General features: G+C 71.6%; 23 protein-coding genes. 12 read left to right on the top strand and 11 right to left on the bottom strand.

Annotated elements, in window-relative coordinates:
- Window positions 1-219: 219 nt before the first annotated feature.
- The gene (locus ITX44_RS34935) at window positions 220-5550 is read right to left on the bottom strand and encodes a GH92 family glycosyl hydrolase (protein WP_236062232.1); all 5331 of its coding nucleotides are present in this window, start codon (window positions 5548-5550) and stop codon (window positions 220-222) included.
- Window positions 5551-6065: 515 nt separating this feature from the next.
- Between ITX44_RS34935 and ITX44_RS34930 the strand changes: the two genes are divergently transcribed.
- The 3 genes from ITX44_RS34930 to ITX44_RS34920 are packed head-to-tail and all read left to right on the top strand — an operon-like array spanning window position 6066 to window position 7906.
- Window positions 6066-6335, top strand: a complete 270-nt coding sequence (locus ITX44_RS34930) for a DUF5808 domain-containing protein (RefSeq protein ID WP_205363028.1) — start codon at window positions 6066-6068, stop codon at window positions 6333-6335.
- A gap of 12 nt (window positions 6336-6347) precedes the next feature.
- Window positions 6348-7397 carry a class I SAM-dependent methyltransferase gene (locus tag ITX44_RS34925; RefSeq protein WP_307795631.1) on the top strand — a complete coding sequence of 350 codons (1050 nt, stop codon included), beginning with the start codon at window positions 6348-6350 and terminating at the stop codon, window positions 7395-7397.
- Complete coding sequence (locus ITX44_RS34920) at window positions 7394-7906, top strand: hypothetical protein (RefSeq protein WP_205363027.1); 513 nt, start codon at window positions 7394-7396, stop codon at window positions 7904-7906. The genes ITX44_RS34925 and ITX44_RS34920 overlap by 4 nt, the downstream gene beginning before the upstream one ends.
- Window positions 7907-7943: 37 nt before the next feature.
- On the opposite strand, the gene ITX44_RS34915 is transcribed toward ITX44_RS34920, so the two are convergent.
- Window positions 7944-8573 carry a DedA family protein gene (locus ITX44_RS34915; RefSeq protein ID WP_205363026.1) on the bottom strand — a complete coding sequence of 210 codons (630 nt, stop codon included), beginning with the start codon at window positions 8571-8573 and terminating at the stop codon, window positions 7944-7946.
- Window positions 8574-8897: 324 nt separating this feature from the next.
- Here ITX44_RS34915 and ITX44_RS34910 point away from each other — a divergent pair, with 324 nt between their 5' ends.
- The 4 genes from ITX44_RS34910 (at window position 8898) to ITX44_RS34895 (ending at window position 12802) form a co-directional block, all read left to right on the top strand.
- The gene (locus ITX44_RS34910) at window positions 8898-9173 is read left to right on the top strand and encodes a hypothetical protein (protein WP_205363025.1); all 276 of its coding nucleotides are present in this window, start codon (window positions 8898-8900) and stop codon (window positions 9171-9173) included.
- Window positions 9174-9230: 57 nt separating this feature from the next.
- The gene (locus ITX44_RS34905) at window positions 9231-9674 is read left to right on the top strand and encodes a helix-turn-helix transcriptional regulator (protein WP_205363023.1); all 444 of its coding nucleotides are present in this window, start codon (window positions 9231-9233) and stop codon (window positions 9672-9674) included.
- Between the two features lie 10 nt (window positions 9675-9684).
- On the top strand, window positions 9685-10095 hold the full coding sequence (locus ITX44_RS34900; RefSeq protein ID WP_205363021.1) for a VOC family protein: 411 nt from the start codon (window positions 9685-9687) through the stop codon (window positions 10093-10095).
- A gap of 364 nt (window positions 10096-10459) precedes the next feature.
- A complete protein-coding gene (locus ITX44_RS34895) occupies window positions 10460-12802 on the top strand; it encodes an ATP-binding cassette domain-containing protein (protein WP_236062249.1) in 2343 nt (780 codons plus the stop codon).
- A gap of 37 nt (window positions 12803-12839) precedes the next feature.
- On the opposite strand, the gene ITX44_RS34890 is transcribed toward ITX44_RS34895, so the two are convergent.
- From ITX44_RS34890 to ITX44_RS34855, 9 genes are all read right to left on the bottom strand, one after another.
- Window positions 12840-13901: a carboxymuconolactone decarboxylase family protein gene (locus ITX44_RS34890; RefSeq protein WP_205363017.1), complete on the bottom strand. Its 1062-nt coding sequence runs from the start codon at window positions 13899-13901 to the stop codon at window positions 12840-12842.
- Between the two features lie 154 nt (window positions 13902-14055).
- On the bottom strand, window positions 14056-14307 hold the full coding sequence (locus ITX44_RS34885; RefSeq protein ID WP_205363012.1) for a hypothetical protein: 252 nt from the start codon (window positions 14305-14307) through the stop codon (window positions 14056-14058).
- Window positions 14308-14959: 652 nt separating this feature from the next.
- Window positions 14960-15106, bottom strand: a complete 147-nt coding sequence (locus tag ITX44_RS42435; protein ID WP_504739970.1) for a VapC50 family PIN domain-containing toxin — start codon at window positions 15104-15106, stop codon at window positions 14960-14962.
- A 50-nt stretch (window positions 15107-15156) separates the two neighbouring features.
- Window positions 15157-15618: a helix-turn-helix domain-containing protein gene (locus tag ITX44_RS34880; protein ID WP_205363011.1), complete on the bottom strand. Its 462-nt coding sequence runs from the start codon at window positions 15616-15618 to the stop codon at window positions 15157-15159.
- A gap of 105 nt (window positions 15619-15723) precedes the next feature.
- On the bottom strand, window positions 15724-15960 hold the full coding sequence (locus ITX44_RS34875) for a hypothetical protein (protein ID WP_205363010.1): 237 nt from the start codon (window positions 15958-15960) through the stop codon (window positions 15724-15726).
- Between the two features lie 156 nt (window positions 15961-16116).
- Window positions 16117-16926, bottom strand: coding sequence for a L,D-transpeptidase family protein (locus ITX44_RS34870; RefSeq protein ID WP_205363008.1), 810 nt, complete (start codon window positions 16924-16926; stop codon window positions 16117-16119).
- Window positions 16927-17201: 275 nt separating this feature from the next.
- Window positions 17202-17381, bottom strand: a complete 180-nt coding sequence (locus ITX44_RS34865; RefSeq protein ID WP_205363002.1) for a hypothetical protein — start codon at window positions 17379-17381, stop codon at window positions 17202-17204.
- A 30-nt stretch (window positions 17382-17411) separates the two neighbouring features.
- Entirely contained in the window at window positions 17412-18086 is a 675-nt protein-coding gene (locus ITX44_RS34860; protein ID WP_205363001.1) for an RNA polymerase sigma factor, read from the bottom strand.
- Between the two features lie 161 nt (window positions 18087-18247).
- Window positions 18248-19693: a purine-cytosine permease family protein gene (locus tag ITX44_RS34855; RefSeq protein ID WP_205363000.1), complete on the bottom strand. Its 1446-nt coding sequence runs from the start codon at window positions 19691-19693 to the stop codon at window positions 18248-18250.
- 124 nt (window positions 19694-19817) lie between these two features.
- On the opposite strand from ITX44_RS34855, the gene ITX44_RS34850 reads away from it, so the two are divergent.
- The 5 genes from ITX44_RS34850 to ITX44_RS34830 all read left to right on the top strand — a co-directional run bounded on the left by ITX44_RS34850 (window position 19818) and on the right by ITX44_RS34830 (window position 25979).
- A complete protein-coding gene (locus ITX44_RS34850) occupies window positions 19818-20921 on the top strand; it encodes an ABC transporter ATP-binding protein (RefSeq protein WP_307795630.1) in 1104 nt (367 codons plus the stop codon).
- 38 nt (window positions 20922-20959) lie between these two features.
- The gene (locus tag ITX44_RS34845; RefSeq protein ID WP_205362993.1) at window positions 20960-22171 is read left to right on the top strand and encodes an ABC transporter substrate-binding protein; all 1212 of its coding nucleotides are present in this window, start codon (window positions 20960-20962) and stop codon (window positions 22169-22171) included.
- A 20-nt stretch (window positions 22172-22191) separates the two neighbouring features.
- The gene (locus tag ITX44_RS34840; RefSeq protein ID WP_205363115.1) at window positions 22192-23088 is read left to right on the top strand and encodes an ABC transporter permease; all 897 of its coding nucleotides are present in this window, start codon (window positions 22192-22194) and stop codon (window positions 23086-23088) included.
- A 49-nt stretch (window positions 23089-23137) separates the two neighbouring features.
- The gene (locus ITX44_RS34835; protein ID WP_205362992.1) at window positions 23138-23953 is read left to right on the top strand and encodes an ABC transporter permease; all 816 of its coding nucleotides are present in this window, start codon (window positions 23138-23140) and stop codon (window positions 23951-23953) included.
- 235 nt (window positions 23954-24188) lie between these two features.
- The gene (locus ITX44_RS34830; RefSeq protein ID WP_236062231.1) at window positions 24189-25979 is read left to right on the top strand and encodes a hydroxysqualene dehydroxylase; all 1791 of its coding nucleotides are present in this window, start codon (window positions 24189-24191) and stop codon (window positions 25977-25979) included.
- Window positions 25980-26149: the final 170 nt, after the last annotated feature.

The raw sequence follows: 26149 nt of genomic DNA, 5'->3' as shown, positions 1-26149 counted from the left end.
CGAGAAGAGGCCCACGGCCGCGTCGAGACGGGCATGGGCCATTGAGCGCAGTCGCGACCGCACCGCGGCGGCAACCGGAAGCGGCGAACCGGAACGGGCGGGACGCGAACCGGCGGGACGCGAAACGCCGGTGGGCGGGGGCCTCGATCGAGACCCCCGCCCACCGGCGGCGTTGACCACCGAACCGTGAACCACCGGTTCAGTGCGCGGCTGCAACCGTTACGCGGCCGATCCGTCCGGGGCCGGAGTGGCCGAGGGGATCACCGGCGGCTTGGGGGACGGCGTCGCCGTCCCGTCGGCCACCTTGAAGGTCGCCGTCGCGGGCGTCCGGGAGGACGTACCCGTGGCGGTGACGGCGTAACGACCCGGCTGGGTGCCCTTCGGCACCGCCACCGAGGTGCGGACCGTTCCGTCCGCCGTGGCCGTGACGGTCGTGACGTCGGAACCGGAGCCGGAGCCGAGAGCGACGGTCACCTGCTCGCCCGCGGCGAAGCCGTGGCCGCTGACGGTGATCGAACTGCCCGCGGCGGTGGACGCCGAGGCCGTCAGGGCCGGCTGCGAACCGGCTCCGGCGACGGTCACGGTGAAGGTGCGGGTGCTGCTGGACAGCGTGTCCCACGCGGTGACGTGCACGGTGTACGTGCCCGCCTGCTGGTAGGTGTGCTGTCCGCTCATCGCGCCGGAGGAGCCCACCGTGACGTCCTCGGGAACCGAGCCGTCACCCCACTGGACCCGGGCGTGGTAGCCGGACGCGTCGGTGACGCCACCGGACACCGTACCGAGGTCCGCCGACAGGGCGTGGCCGGCGGTCGCCGACTGGTCCTGCGCGGCGGTGGTCACCAGCGGAGCGGCGGCGGTGCCGTCGTCCGCAATGGCGAACACGTGGATCCGGCCGACCGTGCTGGGGTCGCCGGTCTGCGTCGGCAGGGTGACCGAGACGAGCGTCTTGCCCTGCGGGATCTGGTAGGGGGCGGTGGCGAGCAGGAACGGCTGGGCACCGTCCTTGCTGGTGCCCTGGAGGCGGTACGCGGACTTGGCCACGATGATGTTCCCGAAGGCGGGCGTGCCGTTGGCGTTGCCGCCCAGCGTCCAGTCGCTCATCTGGATCGGGATGTTCGCGGTGCTGCCGTCGCTGAACGTACCCGTCGCGGTGGTGCTCTGGTTGCCCTCCGTGCCGGCGCCGATGAAGGAGATGCTCTTCGCGTCGGCCGGCAGGTTCAGGTTGATCGTCTTGCCGTTGCCGGTGGCGTTGTCCGGCGCTCCCGCCTCGGTGGCCGGCATCGTGAAGTGCAGCGCCGTACCGGGGACGTCGTGCTGCTGGCCCGGCGTCACACCGGCGGCCGCCAGGGCGGTGCGGGAGTACCCGTAGCCCACGGTGTCGCAGTCGGCCGCGAACGTGCCGTCGTCGCCGAGGCAGGTGCTGTCGAACGCCGAGGCGAGGCCGCCGGCCGGCGCGTAGGACACGTCGACGTCGACCGTCGCGGAGCTCTGGCTGGTGCCGTCGGTCACCTGGACGCCGGCCTGGTAGTAACCGGGCTTGGCGTAGGTGTGGCCGCCGGTGATGCCGTACACGCCGCGCGAGCTCAGGGCCAGGGTGCCCGGGGTGGCGGCGGTGCCGTCACCCCAGTTGATCGTGGCCTGGTAGCTGCTCGCGGTGCCGCCGGTGACGGTCGCCAGCGGCGCCGACACGGCGACGCCGGAGGTGGCGTGCACCGCGCTCGGTGAAGCGCTGACGGCCACGGTGCCGCCGCCGAGCTGGACGTCGCCGCCCGCGAGCAGCTCGATCTCGGCGAGGTTCGTCCGCGCCGCCCCGGCGGTCTTGGTCACCACCAGGCGGAACTGCGAGAACTGACCGGGATCGCTGATCTGGAACGGCCGGGTCTGGTTGCGCCACGGGAACACCTCGCCGCTGCGGGAGTCCACCGTGGTCCAGGTGATTCCGTCGTTGGAGCCCTGGAGCTTCCAGTCCTGCGGGTCGCCGGCGCTCGCCCCGGAGGTCAGGGTGTAGTACGTCGGCGTCTGCTGGCCCGTGCGGTACGCCCAGGTGACCTGCGGGGTGCCGGTGGCGAACGTCATCTGCGTGGTCGACGTGTCGTCGAACAGCTTCGACGCGTCCACACCGTTGTCGGCGGTCGCGGTGCCCAGGCCCGGGCCCGTGGTGTCCTGAAGCGGCTTGGGGATCTGGTTGCCCTTGGTCAGGGACGGCGGCGCGTCATTGCTGCCGGTGCCCCACGACGACGGGTTCGGGCCCATCGCGAAGTCGATCGTGCCGCCGTGCTCGAGGACGGAGGAGTCGATCGACACCGTGCGCTGTGCCTTGCCGTTGACCGTCACGCCCTGCACGTAGACGTTCTTGGTGCTGTTGTCCGGGGCGTTGACGACGATGTCGCCGGTGCTCCGGTGGACGGTCATCTGCGTGAACTGCGGGGACCCGATGGCCCAGTTGGACGAGCCGGACTGCATCGGGTAGATGCCCAGGGAGCTGAGGATGTACCACGACGACATCTCGCCGTTGTCCTCGTCGCCCGGGTAGCCCTGGCCGATCTCGTCACCGACGTACAGCCGCTGCATGATCTCGCGCACGATGGCCTGCGTCTTGTACGGGGCGCCCGTGTCGTCGTACATGTACGGGATGTGGTGCGAGGGCTGGTTGCTCATGCCGAGCTGGCCCATGCGCACCGCGCGCGCCTCGAGCATCTCGTGGATGGTGCCGCCGTAGCCGCCCGGGTGGTCGGCGTTCTCCGGGGTGGCGAAGAACTGGTCGAGCTTCTGCTCCAGCCCCTTCTGGCCGCCGTAGAGGTTGGCCAGGCCGTTGGGGTCCTGCTCGGCGGTGAAGGCGAAGTTCCACCCGTCGGTCTCGGTGTAGACGCCGCCCCAGTCCAGCGGGTTGCCGTTCAGGAAGGTGCCGTTGGCGTTGCGGCCCTGGAAGAAGTTCGTCTTGGTGTCGAAGAGGTTGACGTAGTCGCGGGCCCGCTGGAGGAAGTAGGTCGACTCCTCCTTGATCCGCTGGCGCTCCGACTTCGGGGTGCTCGGGTCCTTGGCCAGGGCCGCGCCCATGTTGCCGATGCCGTAGTCGCTGATGAAGCCTTCCAGCGCCCAGGACACGGATTCTCCGGTGCTGGTCGGGGTGTAGCCGAGGAACAGCGAGGACTCGATGCCCTTGCGGCCGACCTCGCTGCGCCCGGAGGCGACCGTCGCGTCCTTGACGGCGGCGTTGTAGGCGGACAGCGGGTCGGGCAGCTTGACGCCGTTGAGGTACGCCTCGGCCACCGCGTTGTCCGCGCTGGTGCCGGTCATCAGGTCGGCGTAGCCCGGCGAGGACCAGCGGGCGATCCAGCCGCCGTCACGGTACTGCTGGACGAAACCGTCGGCGATCTTGGCCGCGATGTCCGGGTACAGCAGCGAGTAGGCGGGCCACACGGTGCGGTAGGTGTCCCAGAACCCGTTGTTCACGTAGATCTGGCCGTCGACGACCTTCGCGCCGGTCGTCGTGGCGGTCGACGTGCCGGTCGCCGCCGACACCGGGCTCGCGTACTGCCAGTGCGGCGCGGCCGCGGTGCCGGTGTTCTCCGACTGCGAGTCCGGGTAGAGGTTCAGCCGGTACAGGTTCGAGTACAGCGTCACCATCTGCGTCTCGGAGGCACCCGCGACCGAGATCCGGCCGAGCCGGTCGTTCCAGGCCGCGGTGGCCGCGGCGTGGATCTCGTCGAAGCTGTGCCCGGTGACCTCCAGGTCGAGGTTCTTGCGCGCCTGGTCGGTCGAGATGAACGACGTCGCGATGCGCAGCGTCACCTGCTGGTTCGCGGAGGTGTCGAAGGTCGCGGACGTGGCGGAGGTGGCGGTCGGCGCACGGTCGAAGGTGCCGGACACGAACATCCGGCTGCGCCCGGCGGACAGGCCGCTTCCGTTGTCGACCCAGCCGGTGAACGTGCCGTCCGTGCCGATGAGATACGTGCCGTTGTAGAAGACCAGGCTTCCGGTGGCCTGCCCGGACGGGAAGGTGAACTGCATGATGCCGCCGTGGTCGGTGGGCGACATCTGGGCGACCATGCCGTTCTGCATCGCGACCCGGTAGTAGTCCGGGCGGGCGATCTCGTTCGTGTGGCTGAAGGCCTGCGCCCGGGAGCTGGGCTGCCCGGTCAGCGATCCGCCGGCCGGCACCGGCATGACCGACATCTGGTCGCGGTCACCCATCCAGGGGCTGGGCTCGTGCGAGATCGCCAGGCCCTGCAGCGTCGGCAGGTTCTGCGCGTTGTTGTTCTGCTGGTACGTGTACTCCCACGAGTTGGACGTGGCGTCCGTGACCGGCGTGAAGAAGTTGAAGCCGTTCGGCAGCGCCGAGATCGGCAGGTTGTTGCCGCGCGAGAACGAGCCCGACGCGTTGGTGCCGCGGCGGGTGTCGACGTAGTTGGTGAGGCTGGAACCGTCGATGGCCGCCGGCGCCGCCGTCACGGTGACGTCGTCGAGCCAGCCCTGGAAGCGGGTCGAGGCGGTCGCCTGCGGGTCGTCGTAGGACAGCAGGATGCGGTCGATCGTCTTGCCGTCGGCGACCTTCCCGATGTCCGACTGCACCGCGTTCCACTGGTCGGCGTACAGCACCTTCGAGGCGCCCTGGCCGGCCGCCGTGAGCGCGTAGCCGTGCTGGTCGAGGGGGGACAGCGCGCTCAGGTAGGTGCCGTCCGTGAAGTGCAGGTCGACCGCGGCGTACGTGGACGGGTACTGGGCGTCCTGGCCGGTGTACTCGGGGAAGATCCGGTAGGAGAGCCGGGTCTTCGGGCCGACCGGGATGTTGACGTCGAACAGCTTGTTGACCGCCGACGACTCGCCCTTGGCCTCGGCGCCGCCGGAGTACCGCAGCGAGGCCACGCCGGTGAATCCGGCCGACGACTTCATGTTGTAGCCGCTGACCGGACCGGAGCCGACCTTGGTGACCATCGGGGTGGCCGGCGGCTGCGTGTTCGAGCCGTCGCTGATGTCCCAGTCGGCGAGCTGGATCAGCGAGTCACCGGAGTTCGCCGTGACGTTCAGCCGGTAGTACGCGTAGGCCGTCGTGTTGGTGAAGCTGTACGTGTTGGTGGTCAGCCGGCCGGTGAAGCTCTCCCCGGTCCGCTTGTCCAGGTCCGTCCAGCCGCTGCCGTCGTTGGACCCCTGGATGACGAAGTCCTTGGGGTCGCGGCCCGGCGAGTCGTTCGCGGAGGTCAGCGAGTAGCGCACCACCGCGGCCGGCTTGGTCAGGTGATACGTCACCCAGCCGGTCGGGTTGAACGCGAGCCATTTGGTCGACGGGTTGCCGTCCTTGAGGTTCACGGCGACTTCGGACGGGGGGTTCTCCGCGCTCGCGGTCACCGTGTCGACCGTGCCGAGCAGGCTGCCGGGCAGGCCCGTGGGGCTCGAACCGCTCAGGTTCGTCTGCAGCGGCTTGCCGTCGGGGCCGATTTCGACCGTGTTCGTCGCGGGCTGCGCGTCGGACGACTCGAAGGAGGAGCTGAAGTTGCCCTGCGGCGTCGCCGCGCCGGCCGGAGGGGAGGCCGCGAGCGCCCATACCGGCAACAACAGTGCCGCGGCCGCGCTCGCCCAACGCCAAAGCGGCGAAAAGCGGGCATGAGGATGATTTGACACAACAGAGCCTTTCGACTCGGTAGAGGGTCGAACACAGGGGTCGAACGGTGCGAGGGGGGAACCCGGTCGAGGCCGTCCGTCCAGCAGCGGAGCCCGTATCCCGTACGGGCTTCCGGTCCCGGACGCACCGCGGGCGCGAGCCGGCCCGGGGTACGGGCGACTCGCGCCGGCGTGAGCTAACGCGGTCCGGTGTCGGGGGACAGTGGGAACCGCAGCGGTCGTTGCCGTGAACGGGGAGACCGTGCTATGGCCATGGGGCGACTCCACGAGGTGGTGACGGGCTCGCGGAGAGGCGCACCCGGCTGGAAAAAACGCCGTCAGCGTGTCCCCGCGCGGACAACGTTGTCAAGAGCCTTGCCCGGGTTTGTGCGCCGACAGCCGTCCCGCGCCCTTTCCTGACGGGTGATCAGCCGATACCGGTCACCTGGGCGAGGTAGCGTGAGGGCATGGGGAGAGTCGCGAAGCTGCTTCTGATCGGCGCCGCCGTCGGAGCGGTCGCCGGTGCGGTGGCCAAGGAATACCGCAAGCCGGCCGGCCGGCGGGACGGCCAGGGGCGCGTCCTGGGCCTTCCGTACGACTTCCGCCGGCCGACCTGGGCCCGGGTGCGCGCGGAGTTCTGGGACCCCGGCAACGACGCCCTGTTCACCCCCCACGCCTTCGGGATCGGCTACGGAGTCAACCTGGCCCGCCTGCTGCGTCGCCGGCCCGGGGACTGACCCTCCTGCGGCGTGGCGGCAGGCCGCCCGCCGGACCGTAAGGTGCTGGGCGTGGGGCGGCTGGAGATTTCGGACCTGATCACCGCGGTGGACGCGGGCAGCGGGGCACGGCTTCCGGTGCGGCGGGACGAGGTGGTGCGGCGGCTGCGGGAGAGCGGGGACGAGCGGGCGGTCCGGATCGTCCGGAGGCTGCCCGTGGACCGGGACGGGGTGCTCGACCCGGGGGCCGTGGACCGGCTGCTCATCGGCGTGCACACCGAGTTGCAGCGGCTGAGCGAGGAGTTGCGGATCGGCGAGCGCCTGGTCGATCCGGTCGGGCCGCTGTTCGACGCGATCCGGGAGGTCGGTGGGCAGAACGGACAGGGCGGGCCGTACCGGCTGGTCGACGTCGGGTGCGGGCTGGGCTATGTGGTGCGGTGGCTGGCGGCCACCAACGCGCTGGGTCCGGACGTGGAGTTGGTGGGGGTCGACCTGGACGCCGCGCTCGTCGGGGAGGCGGACCGGCTGGCCCGGGCCGAAGGGCTCACGTGCCGGTTCGTGCACGGGAACGCCTTTGGGCCGGCCGAGGCGGCGACCGTGTACGTCTCCACGGGCCTGCTGCACCACTTCCGCGGTCCGGCGCTGGGCGAGTTCTTCCGGGCCCAGGCCGCTTCACCGGCGCAGGCGTTCTGCCACTTCGACATCGCCGCGACCCGTCTCGCGCCGATCGGCGCCTGGATCTTTCACCGGGCGCGGATGCGACACCGGCTCGGCCGGCACGACGGTGTCGTCTCCGCGCTGCGCGCGCACAGCGACGAGACGCTGCTGCGAGCCGCGGCGGTGCCGGGGATGCGGGCGCTGCTGTACGAGCCGGGCGGGCTGGCGAATCCGTTCTGCACCACCTTGCGCCCGATCATCGGGGTGCGCCCGCAGTTGGAGGCGCCTTTTCGCCGGGCTCTCGGTCGGGCCGCGCGCCGGATGGTCGGTGAGGAGCACTTCGCGGGGGCCGGGGTTGTGGCCGGGGCCGCGGTCGGCGTCGAGGCCGGGGGAGCCGCCGGAGCAGGGGCCGGGGCGACCCGGTGACGCCCGCCGTGCCGCTGGCCCTGCTCGGCTTGGTCGACTCGGCGTTCAGCGGCTTCCGCGCGTACGCCGGCCGCGACGCCCGTATCCGCAAACGACGGGCCGCCGTACGAGCCGCCCTGCGCGGGCTGGCCGTCGGGGCCGTCCTGCTGGCCGCCCCCGCGCTGGCCGCCGTCCTTGTGCTGCTGACCGCGTCCGACCGGGCCCGGACCCGTCACGCCCTGGCCGTCGGGGGCTTCGGCTACCTGCTCCCGCTCTGCGTCTTCGCCGCCGTGGTGTTGCTCTCGCTCGCCGCCTACTTCGTCCTCCCGTTCCGCGCCGGCACCTTCGCGGTGGTCGTCGGCCTCGGGCCGTTGACCCTGTTGCGTCCGCTCGCCGTCGGCGCCGCGTGCCTCGGTGCCGTACTCAATGGCGGCGGCTGGTGCGCCCTGCTGGTCGGCGCGGTCGCGGGCGCCGCCGTGCTGTGCGTGGAGCCCTTGGCGCACCGGCGCTGGTACCGGGACGCGCAGTAGGCGGCCGCCGCGGGCCGCTGCCCCCTCCCAGGCGCCGCTATGGGTGCTCGGCCCGGCGGCGGCGCAGCACCGTACGGAGGACGAGCGCGACCACGAGCACGGCCAAGGCCACCAGGACGTACAGGGAGTAGCGGTTCACCTGGGTGTAGATGGTGGAGATGTGGTTGCCGGCGGCGTAGCCGAGGCCGGCCCACAGGCCCACCCACAGTGCGGCGCCCAGGGCGTTGAAGGCGAGGAAGCGGCGCCAGGGCATGGCGGTGGTGCCGGCGATGATGCCGTTGGCCTGGCGCAGGCCTTCGACGAAACGGGCGATGGTGACGACTTTGCCGCCGTGGCGGGTGAAGAACTGCTCGGCCTTGGCGAAGCGTTCGGGGGTGAGGAAGATGTATTTGCCGTAGCGCAGGACCAGGGCCTGGCCGCCGGTGCGGCCGATGAGGTAGCCGATGTTGTCGCCGATGATCGCGGCGATGATGCCGATGGCGATGACGGCGACGATGTTGAGCTGGCCGGCCCCGGCGTAGAGGGCCGCGGCGATCAGGATGGTCTCGCCCGGGGCGGGTACGCCGAAGTCCTCGACGAGGATCAGCCCGCCGACGGCCAGGTAGCCCCAGTGGTTCAGGATCGGTGCGAGGTCGCCCAGGACGCCGGGAAGCGGCGGTGCGCTCATCGGACGGCCGTCCTTTCCGCTGACGGGTTCGCGGCGCGGGTCCGCCGGCCTGTCCGCGGGCGGGTGGGCCGGCGGATCCCGGCGGTCCGGGCGGCCCGGACGGTGCGGGCGACGGACGCGTCGGCGTACTCGATTTTCACACCGTGTAGACGCTCGGCGGGCGCTCGTGTGTTCCTGTTCATGACGCGGGCGCTGATCCCGGGCGGCCGCTTGCGTACGCTCGCATCGGCCCGCGTGGCGTGTCCACGGGGGCCGGGCGAAGCTGTGACTTCCTACAAGTTGTAGTAATGATGCTGACGGACGACCGACGCCAGGAGATGACCCTTGTCGCATTCCGACTCCCGCGCCGACCACGGCCGCCGGCGTGCCGCCGCTCCCGGTGGCGCCGCGACGACCGCATCCCAGGGGCCGCGCCGGCCCGTGCGGCAGCCCCGCGATCCGGATGATCACCCGGGTTCCCGTTCCGGCGGGCCGGTCCTGTCGGCGATCACGCGCGCGGGCGAGCTCACCGCCTGCTGCGCCGTCTCGGCCGTCATCAGCCTCCTGGTGCTGGGCGCGATAGGCGCGCTGGTCATCGCCGTCTACACGCTCACCAAGTAGCCGGCCCGAGGCCCGCGGCGCTCGCCGCTGTCAGTGCCGTGTGGCAGCATCGCGCACGTGAGCACCAGACCCGACGCCGCACGCCATCTGCGGGACCTCGCGCTGCTGCGGCGCGTACGGGACCGGATCGACCGGGAGTACGCGCAGCCGCTCGACGTCGAGGCGCTGGCCCGTGGCGCGCACATGTCGGCCGGGCACCTCAGCAGGGAGTTCCGGGCCGCCTACGGTGAGTCGCCGTACGGTTACCTGATGACGCGGCGCATCGAGCGGGCGATGGCGCTGCTGCGCCGAGGGGACCTCAGCGTCACGGACGTCTGTTTCGCGGTCGGCTGCCAGTCGCTGGGCACCTTCAGCACCCGCTTCACCCAGTTGGTGGGCATGCCGCCCAGCGCGTACCGGCGCGAGGCCGCGCGGGCGACCGCCGGGATGCCGTCGTGCGTGGTCAAGCAGGTGACCAGACCGATCAGGAATCGAGAAGCGACCGTTCAGGCCCGTGGCTAGCGTGAACGGCATGAACCTCACGATTCACACCACCTTCCTTCCGCAGGAGGACCCGGACGCGTCCGTGGCCTTCTACCGCGACATCCTCGGCTTCGAGGTCCGCAACGACGTCGGATACGGCGGGATGCGCTGGATCACGGTCGGCGCCGCCGACCAGCCCGGCACCTCCATCGTCCTGGAGCCGCCGGCCGCCGACCCCGGCATCACCGAGGACGAGCGCCGCACCATCCGCGAAATGATGGCCAAGGGCAGCTACGCCCGCCTCATCCTGGCCACCGCCGACCTCGACGGCACCTTCGCCACGATCCAGGCCGCCGGCGCCGAGGTCGTCCAGGAGCCGACCGAGCAGCCGTACGGGGTCCGCGACTGCGCCTTCCGCGACCCCGCGGGCAACCTGATCCGTATCAACGAGGTCCGCTGAGCGGTCCGGCGATCACCTGCCCGACCCGCACGGACGGGGCGGTACGGGGTGTGCCGCCGCGAATACGGGACGGCCGGCCGGCGCGCACCGGCCACCCCGTACCGCCGGCCCCGTACGGGTCCCGAACCGTCGCCCGGCCGGCTCTGTCAGTGGGCGCCCCTATGGTGGGCGTGAACCGATGCCGTGACCGGGCCCGCGAAGGAGAACCGGACGTACCGCTGATGGAGAGACGATGAGCACGGACACCAGGACGGACGGGCAGCCGCCCGAGCCGTACGCCCCCGGGAGCGGCCACAGCGCCGCGAATCCGCAGGACGCCGACGGGAGCGCGGCCCGCGGCCGGGTCGCCGCCGACAGCCACGAGATGATCCGCGTGCACGGCGCGCGCGTGAACAACCTCAAGGACGTCAGCGTCGAACTCCCCAAGCGCCGCCTGACGGTGTTCACCGGCGTGTCCGGTTCGGGCAAGAGCTCCCTGGTGTTCGGCACGATCGCCGCCGAGTCGCAGCGGCTGATCAACGAGACGTACAGCGCCTTCGTGCAGGGCTTCATGCCCACCACGGCGCGGCCCGAGGTCGACGTGCTCGAAGGGCTGACCACCGCGATCGTCGTGGACCAGCAGCGGATGGGAGCCGACCCGCGCTCCACGGTCGGCACCGCCACCGACGCCAACGCGATGCTGCGCATCCTCTTCAGCCGGCTCGGGCAGCCGCACATCGGCTCGCCCAACGCGTACTCCTTCAACGTGCCCTCGGTCCGGGCGAGCGGCGCGATCACCGTCGAGCGCGGCGCCGCCAGGACGGTGCGGCAGACCTTCACCCGCACCGGCGGCATGTGTCCGCGCTGCGAGGGCCGGGGCACGGTCTCCGACATCGACCTTCGCCAGCTCTACGACGACGGCAAGTCGCTCGCCGAAGGCGCGATCACGATCCCCGGGTACACGACGGGCGGCCACTGGACCGTGCGGATCTTCACCGACTCGGGCTTCCTCGACCCGGACAAGCCGATCCGCGACTACACCGAGGCGGAGCTGCACGACTTCCTGCACCGCGAGCCGACCAAGGTGAAGGTGGGCGGGATCAACCTCACCTACGAGGGGCTGATCCCCAAGGTGCAGAAGTCGTTCCTGTCCAAGGACAAGGAGGCGCTCCAGCCGCACATCCGGGCGTTCGTGGACCGGGCGGTCACCTTCACCGCGTGCCCCGACTGCGGCGGCACCCGGCTGAGCGAGGCGGCCCGCTCGTCGCGGATCGCCGGGATCAGCATCGCCGACGCCTGCGCGATGCAGATCAGCGACCTGGCCGGGTGGGTCCGCGACCTGAGCGAGCCGTCGGTGGCGCCGCTGCTCGCCGCACTTCACCGCACGCTGGAGTCGTTCGTGGAGATCGGGCTCGGCTACCTCGCGCTCGACCGGCCGGCGGGCACGCTGTCCGGCGGCGAGGCGCAGCGGGTGAAGATGATCCGCCACCTCGGCTCGTCGCTCACCGACACCACGTACGTCTTCGACGAGCCCACCACCGGCCTGCACCCCCACGACATCCAGCGGATGAACGGGCTGCTGCTGCGGCTGCGGGACAAGGGCAACACCGTGCTGGTCGTGGAGCACAAGCCGGAGACGATCGCGATCGCCGACCACGTCGTCGACCTCGGCCCGGGCGCCGGTACGGCCGGCGGCACGATCTGCTTCGAAGGCACCGTGGCGGGGCTGCGGGCCGGCGACACCCTCACCGGCCGCCATCTGGACGACCGGGCCGCCCTCAAGGAGACGGTCCGCAAGCCCACCGGCGCCCTGGAGATCCGCGGCGCGTCCGCGCACAACCTGCGTGACGTCGACGTCGACATCCCGCTCGGGGTGCTGGTCGTCGTCACCGGCGTCGCCGGCTCCGGCAAGAGCTCCCTCGTGCACGGCTCGCTGGTCGACGGTTCAGGGGCGGCCGGCGCCGGGGTGGTGTCCGTCGACCAGGGGACGATCCGCGGCTCGCGGCGCAGCAACCCCGCGACGTACACCGGGCTGCTCGACCCGATCCGCAAGGCGTTCGCGAAGGCCAACGGCGTCAAGCCGGCACTGTTCAGCGCCAATTCCGAGGGCGCCTGCCCCAACTGCAACGGCGCCGGCGTCGTCTACACCGACCTGGCGATGATGGCCGGGGTCGCCACCACCTGCGAGGAGTGCGACGGCAAGCGGTTCGAGGCGTCGGTGCTGGACCACCACCTCGGCGGCCGCGACATCAGCGAGGTGCTCGCCATGTCCGTGGCCGAGGCCGAGGAGTTCTTCGGCGCCGGCGAGGCCCGCACGCCCGCCGCGCACACGATCCTCGGCCGGCTCGCGGACGTCGGACTCGGCTACCTCACCCTCGGCCAGCCGCTCACCACCCTGTCCGGCGGTGAGCGGCAACGGCTCAAGCTGGCCACCCACATGGCCGACAAGGGCGGCGTCTACGTCCTCGACGAGCCCACCGCCGGCCTCCACCTCGCCGACGTCCAGCAACTCCTCGGCCTCCTCGACCGCCTCGTCGACTCCGGCAAGTCCGTCATCGTCGTCGAACACCACCAAGCCGTCATGGCCCACGCCGACTGGATCATCGACCTCGGCCCCGGCGCCGGCCACGACGGCGGCCGCATAGTCTTCGAGGGCACCCCCGCCGACCTGATCGCCACCCCCACCACCCTCACCGGCCGGCACCTGGCGGCGTACGTGGGGGCGTGAGCGGGCCTTTCCGGCACGTCGGTGAGCGCTCCCGGGCTCAGGACTTGGTCTGCATCCAGGAGCCGATGCGGCGGGCGGCGGAGAGGGCGGCCCAGGAGGTGAGGTCGATCAGGGCGCTGTCCTCGGGGTGGGTGGCGCGGAAGGCGGCGACCACGGTGTCGTCCACCTGGTAGGAGGCGAGGGCGGTGAGGAGGGCGAGGCGGCCGGCGGGGCGGTCCTCGGGGGGGAGGGCGGCGGTTCGCTCGTCGACCCAGGCGCGGGAGATGCCGGGCGGGCGGCCGTCCCAGGCGTCGAGTTCGGCGCCCAGCAGGTCGCGTACGGATTCGGGCGCGGACCGGCGGCCGGCCTCGTCGACGGCTGCGGTGGCGCGGGAGTAGGCGTCGGCGATGGACGGGTTGGAGGCTGCCCAGGACAGGTCGTCGGCCAGCGGGGCCGCCGGCAGCAGCTCCATCGAGGTGCCGGAGGGGACGCTGGTCCGGGCGGCGGAGCCGATCAGCCACATGACGACGCGCATCACCGGGCCGAGCGCGGTCAGCGGGGCCTTCGGGGGCAGCGGCAGCTCGCCGAGGAAGACGTTGACCATACGGTTGTGGTAGTGCAACAGCACCGCCGAGGCGACGAATTCGGGCGCCGGCTCGGAGGAGAAGGGGGCAGGGCTCTGCCCGGCGGTGTCGCGGAACGAGTTCTCCCTGGCCCAGTCGGCGAGGGCCCGTACGGACGGGTCGGTCAGCGGGTCGGCGGCCCGGTCCGCGCGGGAGGCGGGCGGCAGCACGCTGCTGAGCGTGGCGGCGTGCATCCGCAGGCAGTACGGACACTCGTTGGACGCCGAGACCGAGGAGGCCACGGCTTCCTTCTCCGCGCGGGAGGCGACACCGGGCACCAGCAGCGTCTCCCGGAGCATCAGCCAGCTCGCGGCGAGCACATCGGGCGCGGGCGAGTGCAGCGCGATGGGCGGCGCGAGCATGCCGAAGTCCCGTTCGAGTTCCTGGTATATCCGTGCCACTCGGCCTTCGGCCGCGCCGTAACTCACCGGAGCGACATGGCGGACCTGGGTCAGGGCCGGTCCCCGGAGCGAGGACTGGGTGAGCTTCTTGCGCACTGTGCACCCCTGTTTCGTGCGGGGCGGCCCGTTCGCGGGCCGCGACGGTTGCCGGTGGTGGGGACGGTCCCCCGTCGTGTGATTCGCGTGATTCGTGCGGTGGATGTCCCGCCGGAGCGGCGGGCCTGTGGCGGGCCACTGGTGGGCGGCCCCGTCAGTACAGGACCCAGAGGTTGTACAGACCCGGCCCGGTGGGGCTCGACGGGCTCACCGTGTCGCAGTAATAGCTTTGCCACGCGTGGTCGGCGACGCCTTGGATGCCGATCGAGTTGCACTGATCTCCCCAGTTAAAGCTGCCGTACTTCACGTAGCCGGCGGCGCCGGCCTGCGCGGGTGAACCGAGGGCGAGCGTGGTGACAACAGCCGCCGCGGTCAGAGCCGTTGAAGCAACGAGGCGTCTCTTCATGCGTCAAACTTTACAGTTCGCTTCGGCTTTCCACCATGCGGCCCCGGCCTTCGATGCATTCATTGATTACATGATCTTCGGGCGAGGTTATTGGCGATCACTTGCGTTGCCGCGCCCGCTGGTTGCTGGCCGGTCGGCCGGTCCGCGGTGGCCGTGAGCCCGGGCGGAGGCGGGTCCCCGAAAGATCGGCAGGCCCTGGGGCGGGGAATTTCGTGAGTTGTTTGTGGCCGCCAGGTGGAAGGAGAGTGACCGGCCGTACGAGGTGCGCCCGAAATCGTGCAATTCGCGGCTGCTCGCCGTGGTGATCGGTCTATCAGGAGCCCTTGCCGGTGCAGGAGGCATGCGAACGGGACGGATCTTCGAATTCCGCTGCCACGGGATAGCCGCGGGTGCGGTTGCGAGGCGGGCCCGGGCCCACGGTGCGCGGGTCAGCCGAGAAGCGGTACGACCTCGGCCGCGATCCACTCCACGGCGTCCGCCACGAGGGTGAGTCGGTCGGCGTCGGCAGGGTCCGCGGCCAGTTCACGCAGCCGGCGCCGCACGCCGGCGATCTCGGCGGGATCGGACCCGGTGCCAGGGCGGTCGGCGCGAATCGGTGATCTTCTGCTGGCACGGCGTGGTGATGTCGGGCCGTGGGCCCGCGTCCAAGGGCTTACATCGAGCGCAGAGCGGCCACCGATGCCACCAGACCGTCCTTTTCGAGGGAGCCAAGGATGTCCGCCCAAGTGGCCGGTGGCTTGGGGCGGCTGTTCACGATCTGCTGCACCGCTGCGTACACGGCACCGGCATCGAGGTCGATGTGCTCGGGTACAGCACGTTGGCGTCGTAGACAGCGACGAAGGCCATGGCTCAGAGGAGCCCCATCTCCTCGTTGAGCTGCGAGAGCTCGTCTGCGGCTGCCCGGCGGCGCTGGTCGTCCTTGCGCCGGTAATCGACCAGGGAGGACGCGAGGACGCGGCGGTGCGTGCCGACCGTGCGGTACTCGATCTCCCCGGCCTGCAGGAGGCCGATCAGGAACGGGCGGGATACGTTGAGCAGGTCGGCCGCCTGCTGCGTGGTGAGTTCCGCGTTGTGCGGCACGACGGAGACGCTGCGTCCGGCCCCGAGGTGGGCAAGGAGCATCGCCAGGAGCTCGACCGCTTCCCTGGGCAGGGTGAGTGGCCTGCGGTCGGCCCCTTCGTCGACACTCATGCTGATCCGGGACAGACCCCGGTGCTCGCCCAGGTAACCGCGGACTCGCTCCAACGCCTCCTTGGCCTCCTCGACCTTCTCCGGCGGGAGGTGGACGGGACGGAAGTCTGTTGTGGGCATGGCTCGCCTCCTCACCTGCATCGCAACGGCAGGGCACCCTGTCAACCTGCCTCATTATCCGCAATAATCGAAGCAAGCGTAATAAACGCAAGAGGTGGGCTCGGCTCAGGCAGCCGCGCGCCGGCGGTGGATCACCACTGCGGCGATGACGATCACTGCCACGACGATCAGGATGAGCAGGATCACCACCCACGCGCCCACCCCACCGCCGCCTCCTCCGTTCGAGGGGTGGTGGGTGTTGCTGAGGTGCCGGGTGATGTGGTGGCTGATGTGGCCGCTTCCGTGGTGGCCGCCGCGGCTGCGGGCGGTGATGGCGGCGAGGTCGCCGAAGGCGTGCTGCATGTGTGTGTTCCCCCCTGGAAGACCCCGTAGCAGGGCCCGAACGAGCACCGACCATACGCGGCCGAGGGCACGCCCGGCGCCCCTTCGCGTGATCCCTCCCCGTACGAGCGGCGGCCTCCGCTCGCACCGCCGTACACCCGAAAGGGGACGCGCGGATCAGCCGATGGCGATCACGGGGTGGGCACTCGGGGTGATCCACTTCATGGTCCGGGTCAGGAAGTCCGCGGGGACGGCGACGCAGCCGGCGGTGGGGCCGGCCTGGGGGCCCAGGTCGTGGAGGAAGATGCCGGCGCCGCGGCCTTTGACGGCCGGGTTCATGTTGTAGTTGATCACCAGGGCGTTGTGGTACTGCGTGGGGTACTTGATGAGGTGCTCGCTGCCGTCCGCACCCGCTTCCGTGAGGTGGAAGCCGCCCTGGGTGTCGGTGCGCATCTGGTTGTAGTAGGCGGAGGTGGGGTCCTCCACCCACCAGTCGTGGCTGGTCACCCGGTGGTACGGCATGGCCGTGCCCGGGTTGACGCCGACGCCGAAGCCGCGGGTGATGGCGTACGTGCCGGTGGGCGTCGTGTAGCTGCCCTGGACCCGGGTGGCGCCGTTCGTGATGCCGTGCGACCCGATCCGGGCCGCGGCCGTGGCGGCCATCTTGTGCCAGGCGCCGGACGTCTTCTGCCACAGCGTGACGGTGGCGTACGACCCGCTCGCCTTGACGGTGATCACCTGGGCGGTCGCCGTGCCCGCGGCGACCGCGACCGGGAACGGGTTCGCTCCGGTCACGTACGTACGGGCCGGCTGGGCAACCCGCTGACCTGGATGAACGGCATAAGGACCACTGATCCCGGTGCCGCCCGGAACGGCGTACGCGACGCCCGGCACCGCGCAGACGACGGCCACGGCACCCACCGCGGCGACGACGGAGACCCGGCGAGCAAGGGCGCGGGGGCTGGGGCGGCCTGACGAGGCGGTCATCGAAGTGGGCCTCCGCGATACGAAGCTGAGGGTGCGGGAAGACCTGCGGGCGGTACGCGGTGCCGTGCTGCCCGGCTCCGGGCCCGAGCCCTCGCCGGTGCCGGGACCGTACCACCCAGTAACGGCCCGCGTCCCCACGACAAGCGGACCGTACGACAAACACCTGGGGAGCCCGTACGACAAACGTCCCGGCGGCCCCCGGCGCCCATCCGAAAGGGACGCAAGGACGGGCCGGCCCTGCACCCGGACAGCGTCCCCCCGACAACCGGGCACGCTCAGCGGGCGGCCCCGCGCCGGTACGAATGCTTGTCGGCGAGCAGGCCGATGTCGAGGGCGCCGTTCCTGACGAGGTTCGGTAGCCCGTGCAGGGCGCGCAGCCGGGCGGCGGTGTCGGCCACGGCGTCGTCGGCGGTGTCCGTGGGGACGGACGACGGGCTCGGGGAATGGTGGTCCATGATCAACGCAACCTCCCGTACGGACAGCCGTCAGCCCGCCGTCGAGCCCTCCGACGTGCTCGGCTCCGCGGCCGAACGCGGGGTCGGAGGATTCGCGCGGAGCCACGTCACCAGGCGGTCCGCCAGGCGTTCGTGGGCGCGGCGGAGGCGGGCGGCGACTATGCCCGGGGGGACCTCGGTGATCTCGGCTATTTGCTGCTCGGAGAAGCCTTCGACGTCGGAGAGGTGGAGGGTGAGGCGGACGACGGGGGTGAGGGAGCCGATGGCCTCGCGCATCGCGGCGTCCGCGGAGCCGGGCTGGGTGGCGGCGGGCAGCGGGGCGATGGGCAGGTGCGGCTCGTCGTCGAACCAGACGCCGACCAGGTGGTGGAAGAGCCAGGCCCGTATCGTGTCCTGCGGCCGGGCCCAGTGGAAGTCCTGGAACGCCCGCTCGAAGGTGCGCTGCACCAGGTCCTCGGCCTCGGCCGGGTGCGGGGTCAGTCGCAGCGCGCCGGTGTAGAGGCGGTCGAGGTGCGCCAGCACCTCGCGTTCGAAGCGCGCCTCGGCCCGCGCCGCCGGACCGCCGGGCCCGGGGAACCCCCCGACCCCGCCGAAGCCGGCGGGACCCTTGGCCGTCCCGGCGCCGTCGAACCCTTCGGCGCCCTCGAAGCCGCCCGGACCGTCGGGACCGTTGAAGCCGTACAAGGGCTGGACCACCGTGCTCATTGCTGCTCTCCTCGCCCGGATCGCGGTGCGGCTGGATCGATCGATGATCGATCAGATTTTTTCGCGTTCCGGGCCCCGTTGTCCAACACCGGTTCCGCATCAATGCGATAGCCGCTGCCTATCGGCCACCGTAGGGCACCTTCGGCCACCTGCCCAGTACTTTAGTGCCCCGGCGGTACGGCCACCGGCGCGTCCAAGTGCTCCGCCGCCGCCCCGGCCGCCATCTCCGCGTCCACGTCGATGTGCCGGGTCAGCGCCCAGTACAGCAGGGCCGACACCGGCAGCCCCACGAAGAGCGAGATGTCGGCGCCGTGCAGCTTGTGTGCCAGCACGCCGGTGAAGAGGGTGCCGACCGAGAAGAAGGGCACCATCGCGCCGAAGCCCGCCAGGTAGGAGACGATGCCCGCCACGCCCCAGCGGCCGTAGACCCCGCGCGGCCGGAAGATCTCCGCGATGGCGTACCGCCCGCGCCGGACCACGTAGTAGTCCATCAGGTTGACCGAGGTCCACGGGATGAACAGGTAGAGGATCAGCAGCAGGAAGTTGTTGAAGTTCGTCAGGAAGTGCGAGGTGGCGGTCAGCGCGCCGACCAGGGACAGCGCGGCGGTCAGGCCGATGGTCACCGCCCGCAGCGGCAGGGTGGGCCGCATCCGGCGCAGCGAGTCCGCCGCGCTGATCAGGGTGAGCGAGCCGCCGTACATGTTGAGCGCGGTCACCGAGACCAGGCCGAGGGCGGCGAACACCAGGACCACCGCGCCGAAGCCGGTGAAGACCTTGTCGCCGGCCGCGTTGATCGAGGCGATGGTGTCGAAGTCCTTGCCGGCCCAGGCGGCGAGCGCCGCGCCCAGCGTCATCAGCCAGATCCCGCCGATCGCGGAGCCGGCGTACGTCCAGGCGAAGGTCCGGCGCACGGTCACCTCCGGCGGCAGATAGCGGGAGTAGTCCGACACGTAGATCGCCCAGGAGATCTGGTAGCCGGCCACCACCCCGAACTGGCCCAGGAACGGCGTCCACTTGAAGCCGCCCAGGTCGAACGAGCCGGCCGGGTAGTGCAGCGTGACCAGCACGCCCACCGTGAAGACGCCGAAGACCACCAGGAAGACCCAGGTGAGCACCTGTTCCGCGCGGTGGATCAGGTCGTAGCCGAACAGCGCGAGGGCGAAGGCCAGCACCGTGGCCAGCACCACCCACGACTTGACGCTGCCGTGCGCGGTCTGCCCCATCGCCTGACCGGCCAGAATGGTGTTGAAGACGTTGAACCCGGCGTACTGCACGTACGCGAACAGCCACACCATCAGCGCCCCGACGTAGCCGAACTGCGGCCGGGACTGGATCATCTGCGGCAGGCCGAGCTGCGGGCCCTGCGCCGAGTGGAACGCCATGAAGAACGTGCCGGTCAACGCGCCGGCCACGATGGCGATCAGCGACCAGATCAGGTTGCCGCCCTCGGTGACCGAGATCAGGCCCACCGCGAGGGTGGCTATCTGGGCGTTGGACATGAACCACAGCGGCCCCAACTGGCTGAGCCTGCCGTGCCGTTCGCTCAGCGGCACCCAGTCGATGGAGCGGACCTCGATGCCCGGAACCCGAACCTCTGCGGATGACATGACAATCGGTTTTCCGCGAGTGACCGGGAGCGAAACGCGAGGTTCGGCATACGTGTGCTTCCGCGTGGGCAAAAAGCTGCCCAAGTGACCGGAGAGGCGACGACGCCGGAGGCGGAGGTCCCACGTGGCCGGTAGCGGAGCAGCCATTCGCCTGCGCGCCCTGAGCAAGTCCTACGGCCCGACGCACGCCCTGGCCGGAATCGATCTCGACGTGGGCCACGGCGAGTTCTTCTCGCTGCTCGGCCCGTCCGGCTCCGGCAAGACCACCACGCTGCGGCTGATCGCGGGCTTCGAGGAGCCCACCGCCGGCAGCGTCGAACTGGCCGGCCAGGACGTGACGGGCCTGGCCCCCTACGAGCGCGACGTGCACACCGTCTTCCAGGACTACGCCCTCTTCCCGCACATGACGGTGGAGCAGAACGTCGGCTACGCGCTGAAGGTGCGCAAGGTGCCCCGGGCCGAACGCGCCGAGCGGGTACGGGCTGCGCTCGCCTCGGTCCGGCTCGAAGGGCACGGCCGGCGCCGCCCCGCGCAGCTCTCCGGCGGCCAGCGGCAGCGGGTGGCGCTGGCCCGCGCCCTGGTCGACCGGCCGGCCGTGCTGCTGCTGGACGAGCCGCTGGCCGCCCTCGACCTGCAACTGCGCGGCCGGATGCAGGCCGAACTCAAGGAACTCCAGCGCGAGGTGGGCATCACCTTCGTCTTCGTCACCCACGACCAGGGCGAGGCGCTGAGCATGAGCGACCGGGTCGCGGTGTTCAACGCCGGTCGCATCGAGCAGGTCGGCACGCCCGCCGAGGTCTACGAGAAGCCCGCCACCGCGTTCGTGGCCGGCTTCGTCGGGGTGTCCAACCTGCTCACCGGCGAACCGGCCCGCCGCGTCACCGGCGCCCCGGGACCGTACAGCATCCGCCCGGAACGGATCACGCTGTCCGCGCCCTCCGCCGAGCGGGAGGCCGCGGGCGAGCACCGCGCCGGCGGCACCGTGGCCGACGTGGTCTATCTCGGGCACGCCGTCCGGGTCCTGGTCGACCTCGACGCCGGCGGGCGGCTCACCGTGCTGCGGCACGCCGGGGAACCGGCCACAGAAGCCGCGCCCGGCGCCCGGGTGCTGCTGCGCTGGCCGGCCGCCCACGCCGTACCGCTGCCGGCGGACCCCGGGGAGCCGGGTACGGACCCGGACCCCGGCGCGCCCGCGACCGTACCGGCACCCGCGCGCGGACCGCATTAGCAATCCCGCCACGCCGAAGCACGACGAAGGGAGACACCGTGCGCGCGACCCGCCACCTGGCCGCCACCGCCGCCGCACTCACCGCCGTCCTCGCCCTGGCCACCGCCTGCGGCGGCTCCTCCGGCGGGTCCGGATCGGTCGGCTCCGACGGCAAGCTGCACCCGCCGAAGATGACCGCCCAGCGGACCCTCGGCCCGCGCGAGGGCGCGGTGAACCTCGTCGCGTGGGCCGGATACGTCGAGGACGGCTCCGACGACCCCAAGGCCGACTGGGTCCACCCCTTCGAGCAGCAGACCGGCTGCACCGTCCACGTCAAGATCGCCGGCACCTCCGACGACATGGTCAGCCTGATGAAGACCGGGCAGTACGACGCCGTGTCCGCCTCCGGTGACGCCTCGCTGCGGCTGATCGCCGCCGGCGACGCGGCCCCGGTCAACACCGACCTGGTGCCCAACTACAAGGACGTCTTCGACGGCCTGAAGCTCCAGGCGTGGAACTCCGTGGGCGGTGTCGCCTACGGCATCCCGCACGGCTACGGCGCCAACCTGCTGATGTACCGCACCGACAAGGTCTCCCCGGCGCCCACCTCCTGGGGCGCGGTCTTCGCGAAGGACTCGCCGTACAAGGGCCACATCACCGCGTACGACTCGCCGATCTACCTCGCCGACGCGGCGCTGTACCTGATGCGGACCCGGCCGGAGCTCGGCATCAAGAACCCCTACGCGCTGGACCAGAAGCAGTTCGACGCGGCCGTCGCGCTGCTGCGGCAGCAGAACGCGAACATCGGCGAGTACTGGAGCGACTACCTCAAGGAGGTGTCCGCCTTCAAGAGCGGCGACTCGGTGCTCGGCACCACCTGGCAGGTGATCGTCAACACCGCGCAGTCGGAGAAGGCCCCGGTCAAGGCGGTGCTGCCGAGCGAGGGCGCCACCGGCTGGTCGGACACCTGGATGCTCTCGGCCAAGGCGAAGCACCCCAACTGCGCCTACGCGTGGCTGAACTGGATCGTCTCGCCGCAGGTCAACGCTCAGGTCGCCGAGTACTTCGGGGAGGCCCCGGCGAACCGGCTGGCCTGCGACCACACCGTGGACAAGGGCTTCTGCGCCGCTTACCACGCCGGCGACAGCGCCTATTACCGGCGGGTGTGGTTCTGGACCACGCCGATTCCGCAGTGCGTCGACGGGCGCAAGGACGTCACCTGCGTGCCGTACGCGAAGTGGGTGCAGGCGTGGACGTCGATCAAGGGGTGAGGCCCGCGGGGGCGGGCCCGGTGGGCCGCCCGGGAGCGGGCGGCGGGCCGGGTCGGGGCCCGGTCCGGGCGTTCGTCCGGGCGCTGCACCGGCGGCCCCGGCTGCGGCTGACCCTGCTGCTGTCGGCCCCGCTGGCCTGGCTGGTGGTGGCCTACCTCGGCGCGCTGGCCGCGCTGTTCCTGTCCGCGTTCTGGACCACCGACCCCTTCACCTCGGACGTGGTGCGCACCTGGACCACGGCCAACTTCCGCGAGGTGCTGACCACTTCCGTCTACTGGCACGTGGCCCTGCGCACCCTCGGCACCGCCCTCGCGGTGACCGCGGTGGACATCGTGGTGGCCTTCCCGATCGCCTTCTGGACGGCCAGGGTGGCCGCCGCGCGCCACCGCAACCTGCTGGTGGTGGCCGTGCTCACCCCGCTGTGGGCGAGCTACCTGGTCAAGGCGTACGCCTGGCGGATCATCCTGTCCGCGGGCGGGCCGCTGGACTGGGCGCTGAAGCCGCTCGGGCTGAGCGGGCCCGGTTACGGGCTGCCCGCGATGATCACGGTGCTGGCGTACCTGTGGCTGCCGTACATGATCCTGCCCATCCACGCGGGGCTGGCGAACCTGCCCGAGGACGTCCTGGAGGCCGCCGCGGACCTCGGCGCCCGCAGTTGGCGCACCTTCCGCTCGGTGGTGCTGCCCATGGTGCTGCCGTCGGTGGCGGCCGGATCGGTGTTCACCTTCTCGCTCAGCCTCGGCGACTACATCGCGGTGCAGATCGTCGGTGGCAAGACCCAGCTCATCGGCAACGTCGTCTACTCCGACATCACCCTCGACCTGCCGCTCGCTGCCGCGCTCGGCACCGTTCCGGTGGCCGTGGTGGTGCTCTACCTGCTCGCGATACGGCGCACCGGCGCGCTCGACTCGCTGTGACGGCGCGCCCCTGTCCGTCCCCCTCCCGAAGGCGAGGTGACCCGCACGGATGCGACTGTCCCGGACCGCACGGATCCTGCTGCGCTCGGCGGCGGCGCTCGGCCTGGCCGTGATCTACCTGCCGCTGCTGCTCGTGCTGGTCGACTCGGTGAACGCGGACCGCTCCTTCGGCTGGCCGCCCGGCGGCGTGACCGGCCGGTGGTGGGCCGACGCCTGGCACAGCGCCGGGGCCCGCTCGGCGCTGTGGGTGTCGGTGCGGGCCGGCCTCGGCGCGACCGCCGTCGCCCTGGTCCTCGGCACGCTCGTCGCCTTCGCCGTCCAGCGTTACGCCTTCTTCGGCCGACAGACGCTGTCCTTCGTGGTGGTGCTGCCCATCGCGCTGCCCGGAGTGGTCACCGGCATCGCCCTCAACAGCGCATTCCGGTCGGTGCTGCCGCCGCTCGGCCTGGGCTTCGGGCTGCTGACCGTGATCATCGGGCACGCCACCTTCTGCGTCGTCATCGTCTTCAACAACGTGGTGGCGCGGCTGCGCCGGGTGTCCGGTTCCTACGAGGAAGCGGCGATGGACCTGGGCGCGGGCCCCTTCCAGGCGTTCCGCGACGTGACCTGGCCGCTGGTGCGGTCCGCGGTGGCGGTCGGCGGCCTGCTGGCGTTCGCCCTGTCCTTCGACGAGATCGTGGTCACCACCTTCACCGCGGGCGCCGGCGTGCAGACCCTGCCGGTGTGGATCTTCGGCAACCTGGCCCGCCCGCAGCAGGCGCCGGTGGTCAACGTGGTCGCCGCGGTCCTGGTCCTGCTGTCGGTGATCCCGGTCTACGCGGCGCAGCGGCTGTCCGGCGACACCGCGGCGGGCGGCAGGATCTGAGCGGAGGCGTTTTCGGGGGCGGCGGCTTCGGACGTACGACCGCGTACGTCCGGCCGCCCGCGTCCGACCGATTGCGTACGCCCGCCGGCTGGCGCGTATTGATCGCTCGCCCTCGAACGTGGTGTGAGGGTGCTGTGCGGCGTGCGCCGGACGCTTCCTGACCGTTTTGCCCGTCCCTAGCATGACGCCGCAGTACGAGGCGGGCGGACGGACGGCGCACGGGAAGGGCGGAGCCATGGGACGGGGACGGGAGCGGACGCGGCGCGAGGTGCTGTCGGCGGCCGGGGGGATCGGCGGCGCGCTCGCGCTGGGCGCGGTGGCCCCGGCCGCGGTGGCGGCGGCACCGCAGCGTACGGTCGCGGTGCTCGGCGGCGGCGTCTCCGGGCTCAGCGCGGCCCACGAACTGGCCGAACGCGGCTACGCGGTGACCGTCTACGAGTACTACACCAGGCTCGGCGGCAAGGCCCGCAGCATGGACGTGCCCGGCTCCGCGGCCGGCGGCCGGGCGCCGCTGCCCGGCGAGCACGGCTTCCGGTTCTTCCCCGGCTTCTACCGCAACCTGCCCGACACGCTGCGCCGTATCCCGTTCCCCGGCAATCCGGACGGCGTGCACGGCAACCTCCGCAACAGCACCGAGACCCGGCTCGCCCGCTCCGGCGGCCGCCCCGACGTCACGCTGCCCTTCCACGCCCTCGCCAGCCCGCCCGCCGCGGGCGACCTCAGCGTGGAGGCGCTGCGCAAGCTGATCGTCGGCGGCCTGGACACCGCCCTGCACCTGCCCGCGGACGAGATCGCGTACTTCGCCGACCGGGTGCTGGTCCACCTCACGAGCTGCGACCGGCGACGCGACGAGGTGTGGGAGAAGACGCCCTGGTGGGACTTCATCAAGGCGGACCGAATGTCCTACGACTACCAGCGGCTGCTCGGCGTCGGCCTGACCCGCGACCTGGTGGCCACCAAGGCGGAACAGGCCAGCACCCGCACCGTCGCCCGGACCATCGTCGAGGCCTGGCTGCTCAACGGCCTCCTCGGCCGCGGCACCGACGGCGACCTGGACCGGGTGCTCAACGCCCCCACCAGCGAGGCCTGGATCGACCCCTGGGAGCAGCACCTGCGCGCGCTCGGGGTGCGCTTCGAACTCGGCACCGAGGTCAAGGAGGTGGTGTACGAGGGCGGCCGGATCACCGGTGCGCGGGTGGCCGCCGCCGACGGCAGCGGCGCCGAGCGGACCGTCACCGCCGACCACTACCTGTCCGCGCTGCCGGTCGAGCACGCCCGCCCCACCTGGGGACCCGCGCTGCGCGCCGCCGACCCGCAACTGGCCGCCTGCGACGCCCTGGACACCGACTGGATGGTGGGCGTGCAGTTCTACCTGCGCCGCCCGGTGCGCATCGTGCACGGCCACGCGATCTACCCCGACTCGCCGTGGTCGCTCACCACGATCAACCAGGCGCAGTTCTGGGACCACCGTGACTTCCCGGCCGACTACGGCGACGGGCAGGCGGTGGACTGCCTGTCGGTGTGCGTCTCGGAGTGGAACGAGCCGGGCATCCTCTACGGCCGGACCGCCAAGGAGTGCACCCGCGACCAAGTGGTCGCCGAGACCTGGGCCCAGCTCAAGGCCGCCCTCAACGACACCGGCGAGGCCGTGCTCACCGACGACGACCTGCACTCCTGGTTCATGGACCCGGCCGTCACGGGCCTGGGCGGCGCCGCCCCGGCCAACCGCGAGCAGTTGCTGATCCACCCGGCCGGCACCCTCTACCACCGCCCCTCGGCGGCCACCCGGGTGCCCAACTTCTTCCTGGCCGGCGACTACGTGCGCACCGACGTTGACCTGGCCACCATGGAGGGCGCCAACGAATCCGCCCGCCGCGCGGTCAACGCCCTCCTCGACGCGGACGCCTCCCCGGCCCCCCGCTGCGAACTCTGGACCCTCTTCCGCGCCCCCGAACTCACCGTCCTCCAACGCGTGGACGACGTCCGCTACCGCCTGGGCCTGCCCAACACCTTCGACCTGGGCTGAGCGCCGGGCCGACCGGGGCCTCGGCTCACAGCGCCCGAAGCGCCCACCCCGAAAAGGGGGCGCCACGGCGAACGCCTTTGCGGCAGGCTTGCCGGAACCCGCGGGAAGAGCTCGCGGGAACATGCGGGAAGAGGGATGGGGATGACAGGGCTTCGAGCGGCTCGGGCGGC

It is taken from the genome of Actinacidiphila acididurans (genome assembly GCF_016918855.1).
In the GTDB taxonomy this organism is placed as follows: domain Bacteria; phylum Actinomycetota; class Actinomycetes; order Streptomycetales; family Streptomycetaceae; genus Actinacidiphila; species Actinacidiphila acididurans.
The sequence above is the reverse complement of the archived record's forward strand: the minus strand, read 5'-3'. Positions and strand labels throughout refer to the sequence as shown.

What these genes read in the sequence shown, in the direction of transcription:
- ITX44_RS34930 (WP_205363028.1), top strand. Translation starts at nt 6,066, where the DNA reads ATGGGGAGAGTCGCGAAGCTGCTTCTGATCGGCGCCGCCGTCGGAGCG.
- ITX44_RS34915 (WP_205363026.1), bottom strand. Translation starts at nt 8,573, where the DNA reads ATGAGCGCACCGCCGCTTCCCGGCGTCCTGGGCGACCTCGCACCGATC.
- ITX44_RS34900 (WP_205363021.1), top strand. Translation starts at nt 9,685, where the DNA reads ATGAACCTCACGATTCACACCACCTTCCTTCCGCAGGAGGACCCGGAC.
- ITX44_RS34895 (WP_236062249.1), top strand. Translation starts at nt 10,460, where the DNA reads ATGATCCGCGTGCACGGCGCGCGCGTGAACAACCTCAAGGACGTCAGC.
- ITX44_RS34885 (WP_205363012.1), bottom strand. Translation starts at nt 14,307, where the DNA reads ATGAAGAGACGCCTCGTTGCTTCAACGGCTCTGACCGCGGCGGCTGTT.
- ITX44_RS34880 (WP_205363011.1), bottom strand. Translation starts at nt 15,618, where the DNA reads ATGCCCACAACAGACTTCCGTCCCGTCCACCTCCCGCCGGAGAAGGTC.
- ITX44_RS34875 (WP_205363010.1), bottom strand. Translation starts at nt 15,960, where the DNA reads ATGCAGCACGCCTTCGGCGACCTCGCCGCCATCACCGCCCGCAGCCGC.
- ITX44_RS34870 (WP_205363008.1), bottom strand. Translation starts at nt 16,926, where the DNA reads ATGACCGCCTCGTCAGGCCGCCCCAGCCCCCGCGCCCTTGCTCGCCGG.
- ITX44_RS34865 (WP_205363002.1), bottom strand. Translation starts at nt 17,381, where the DNA reads ATGGACCACCATTCCCCGAGCCCGTCGTCCGTCCCCACGGACACCGCC.
- ITX44_RS34860 (WP_205363001.1), bottom strand. Translation starts at nt 18,086, where the DNA reads ATGAGCACGGTGGTCCAGCCCTTGTACGGCTTCAACGGTCCCGACGGT.
- ITX44_RS34855 (WP_205363000.1), bottom strand. Translation starts at nt 19,693, where the DNA reads ATGTCATCCGCAGAGGTTCGGGTTCCGGGCATCGAGGTCCGCTCCATC.
- ITX44_RS34835 (WP_205362992.1), top strand. Translation starts at nt 23,138, where the DNA reads ATGCGACTGTCCCGGACCGCACGGATCCTGCTGCGCTCGGCGGCGGCG.
- ITX44_RS34830 (WP_236062231.1), top strand. Translation starts at nt 24,189, where the DNA reads ATGGGACGGGGACGGGAGCGGACGCGGCGCGAGGTGCTGTCGGCGGCC.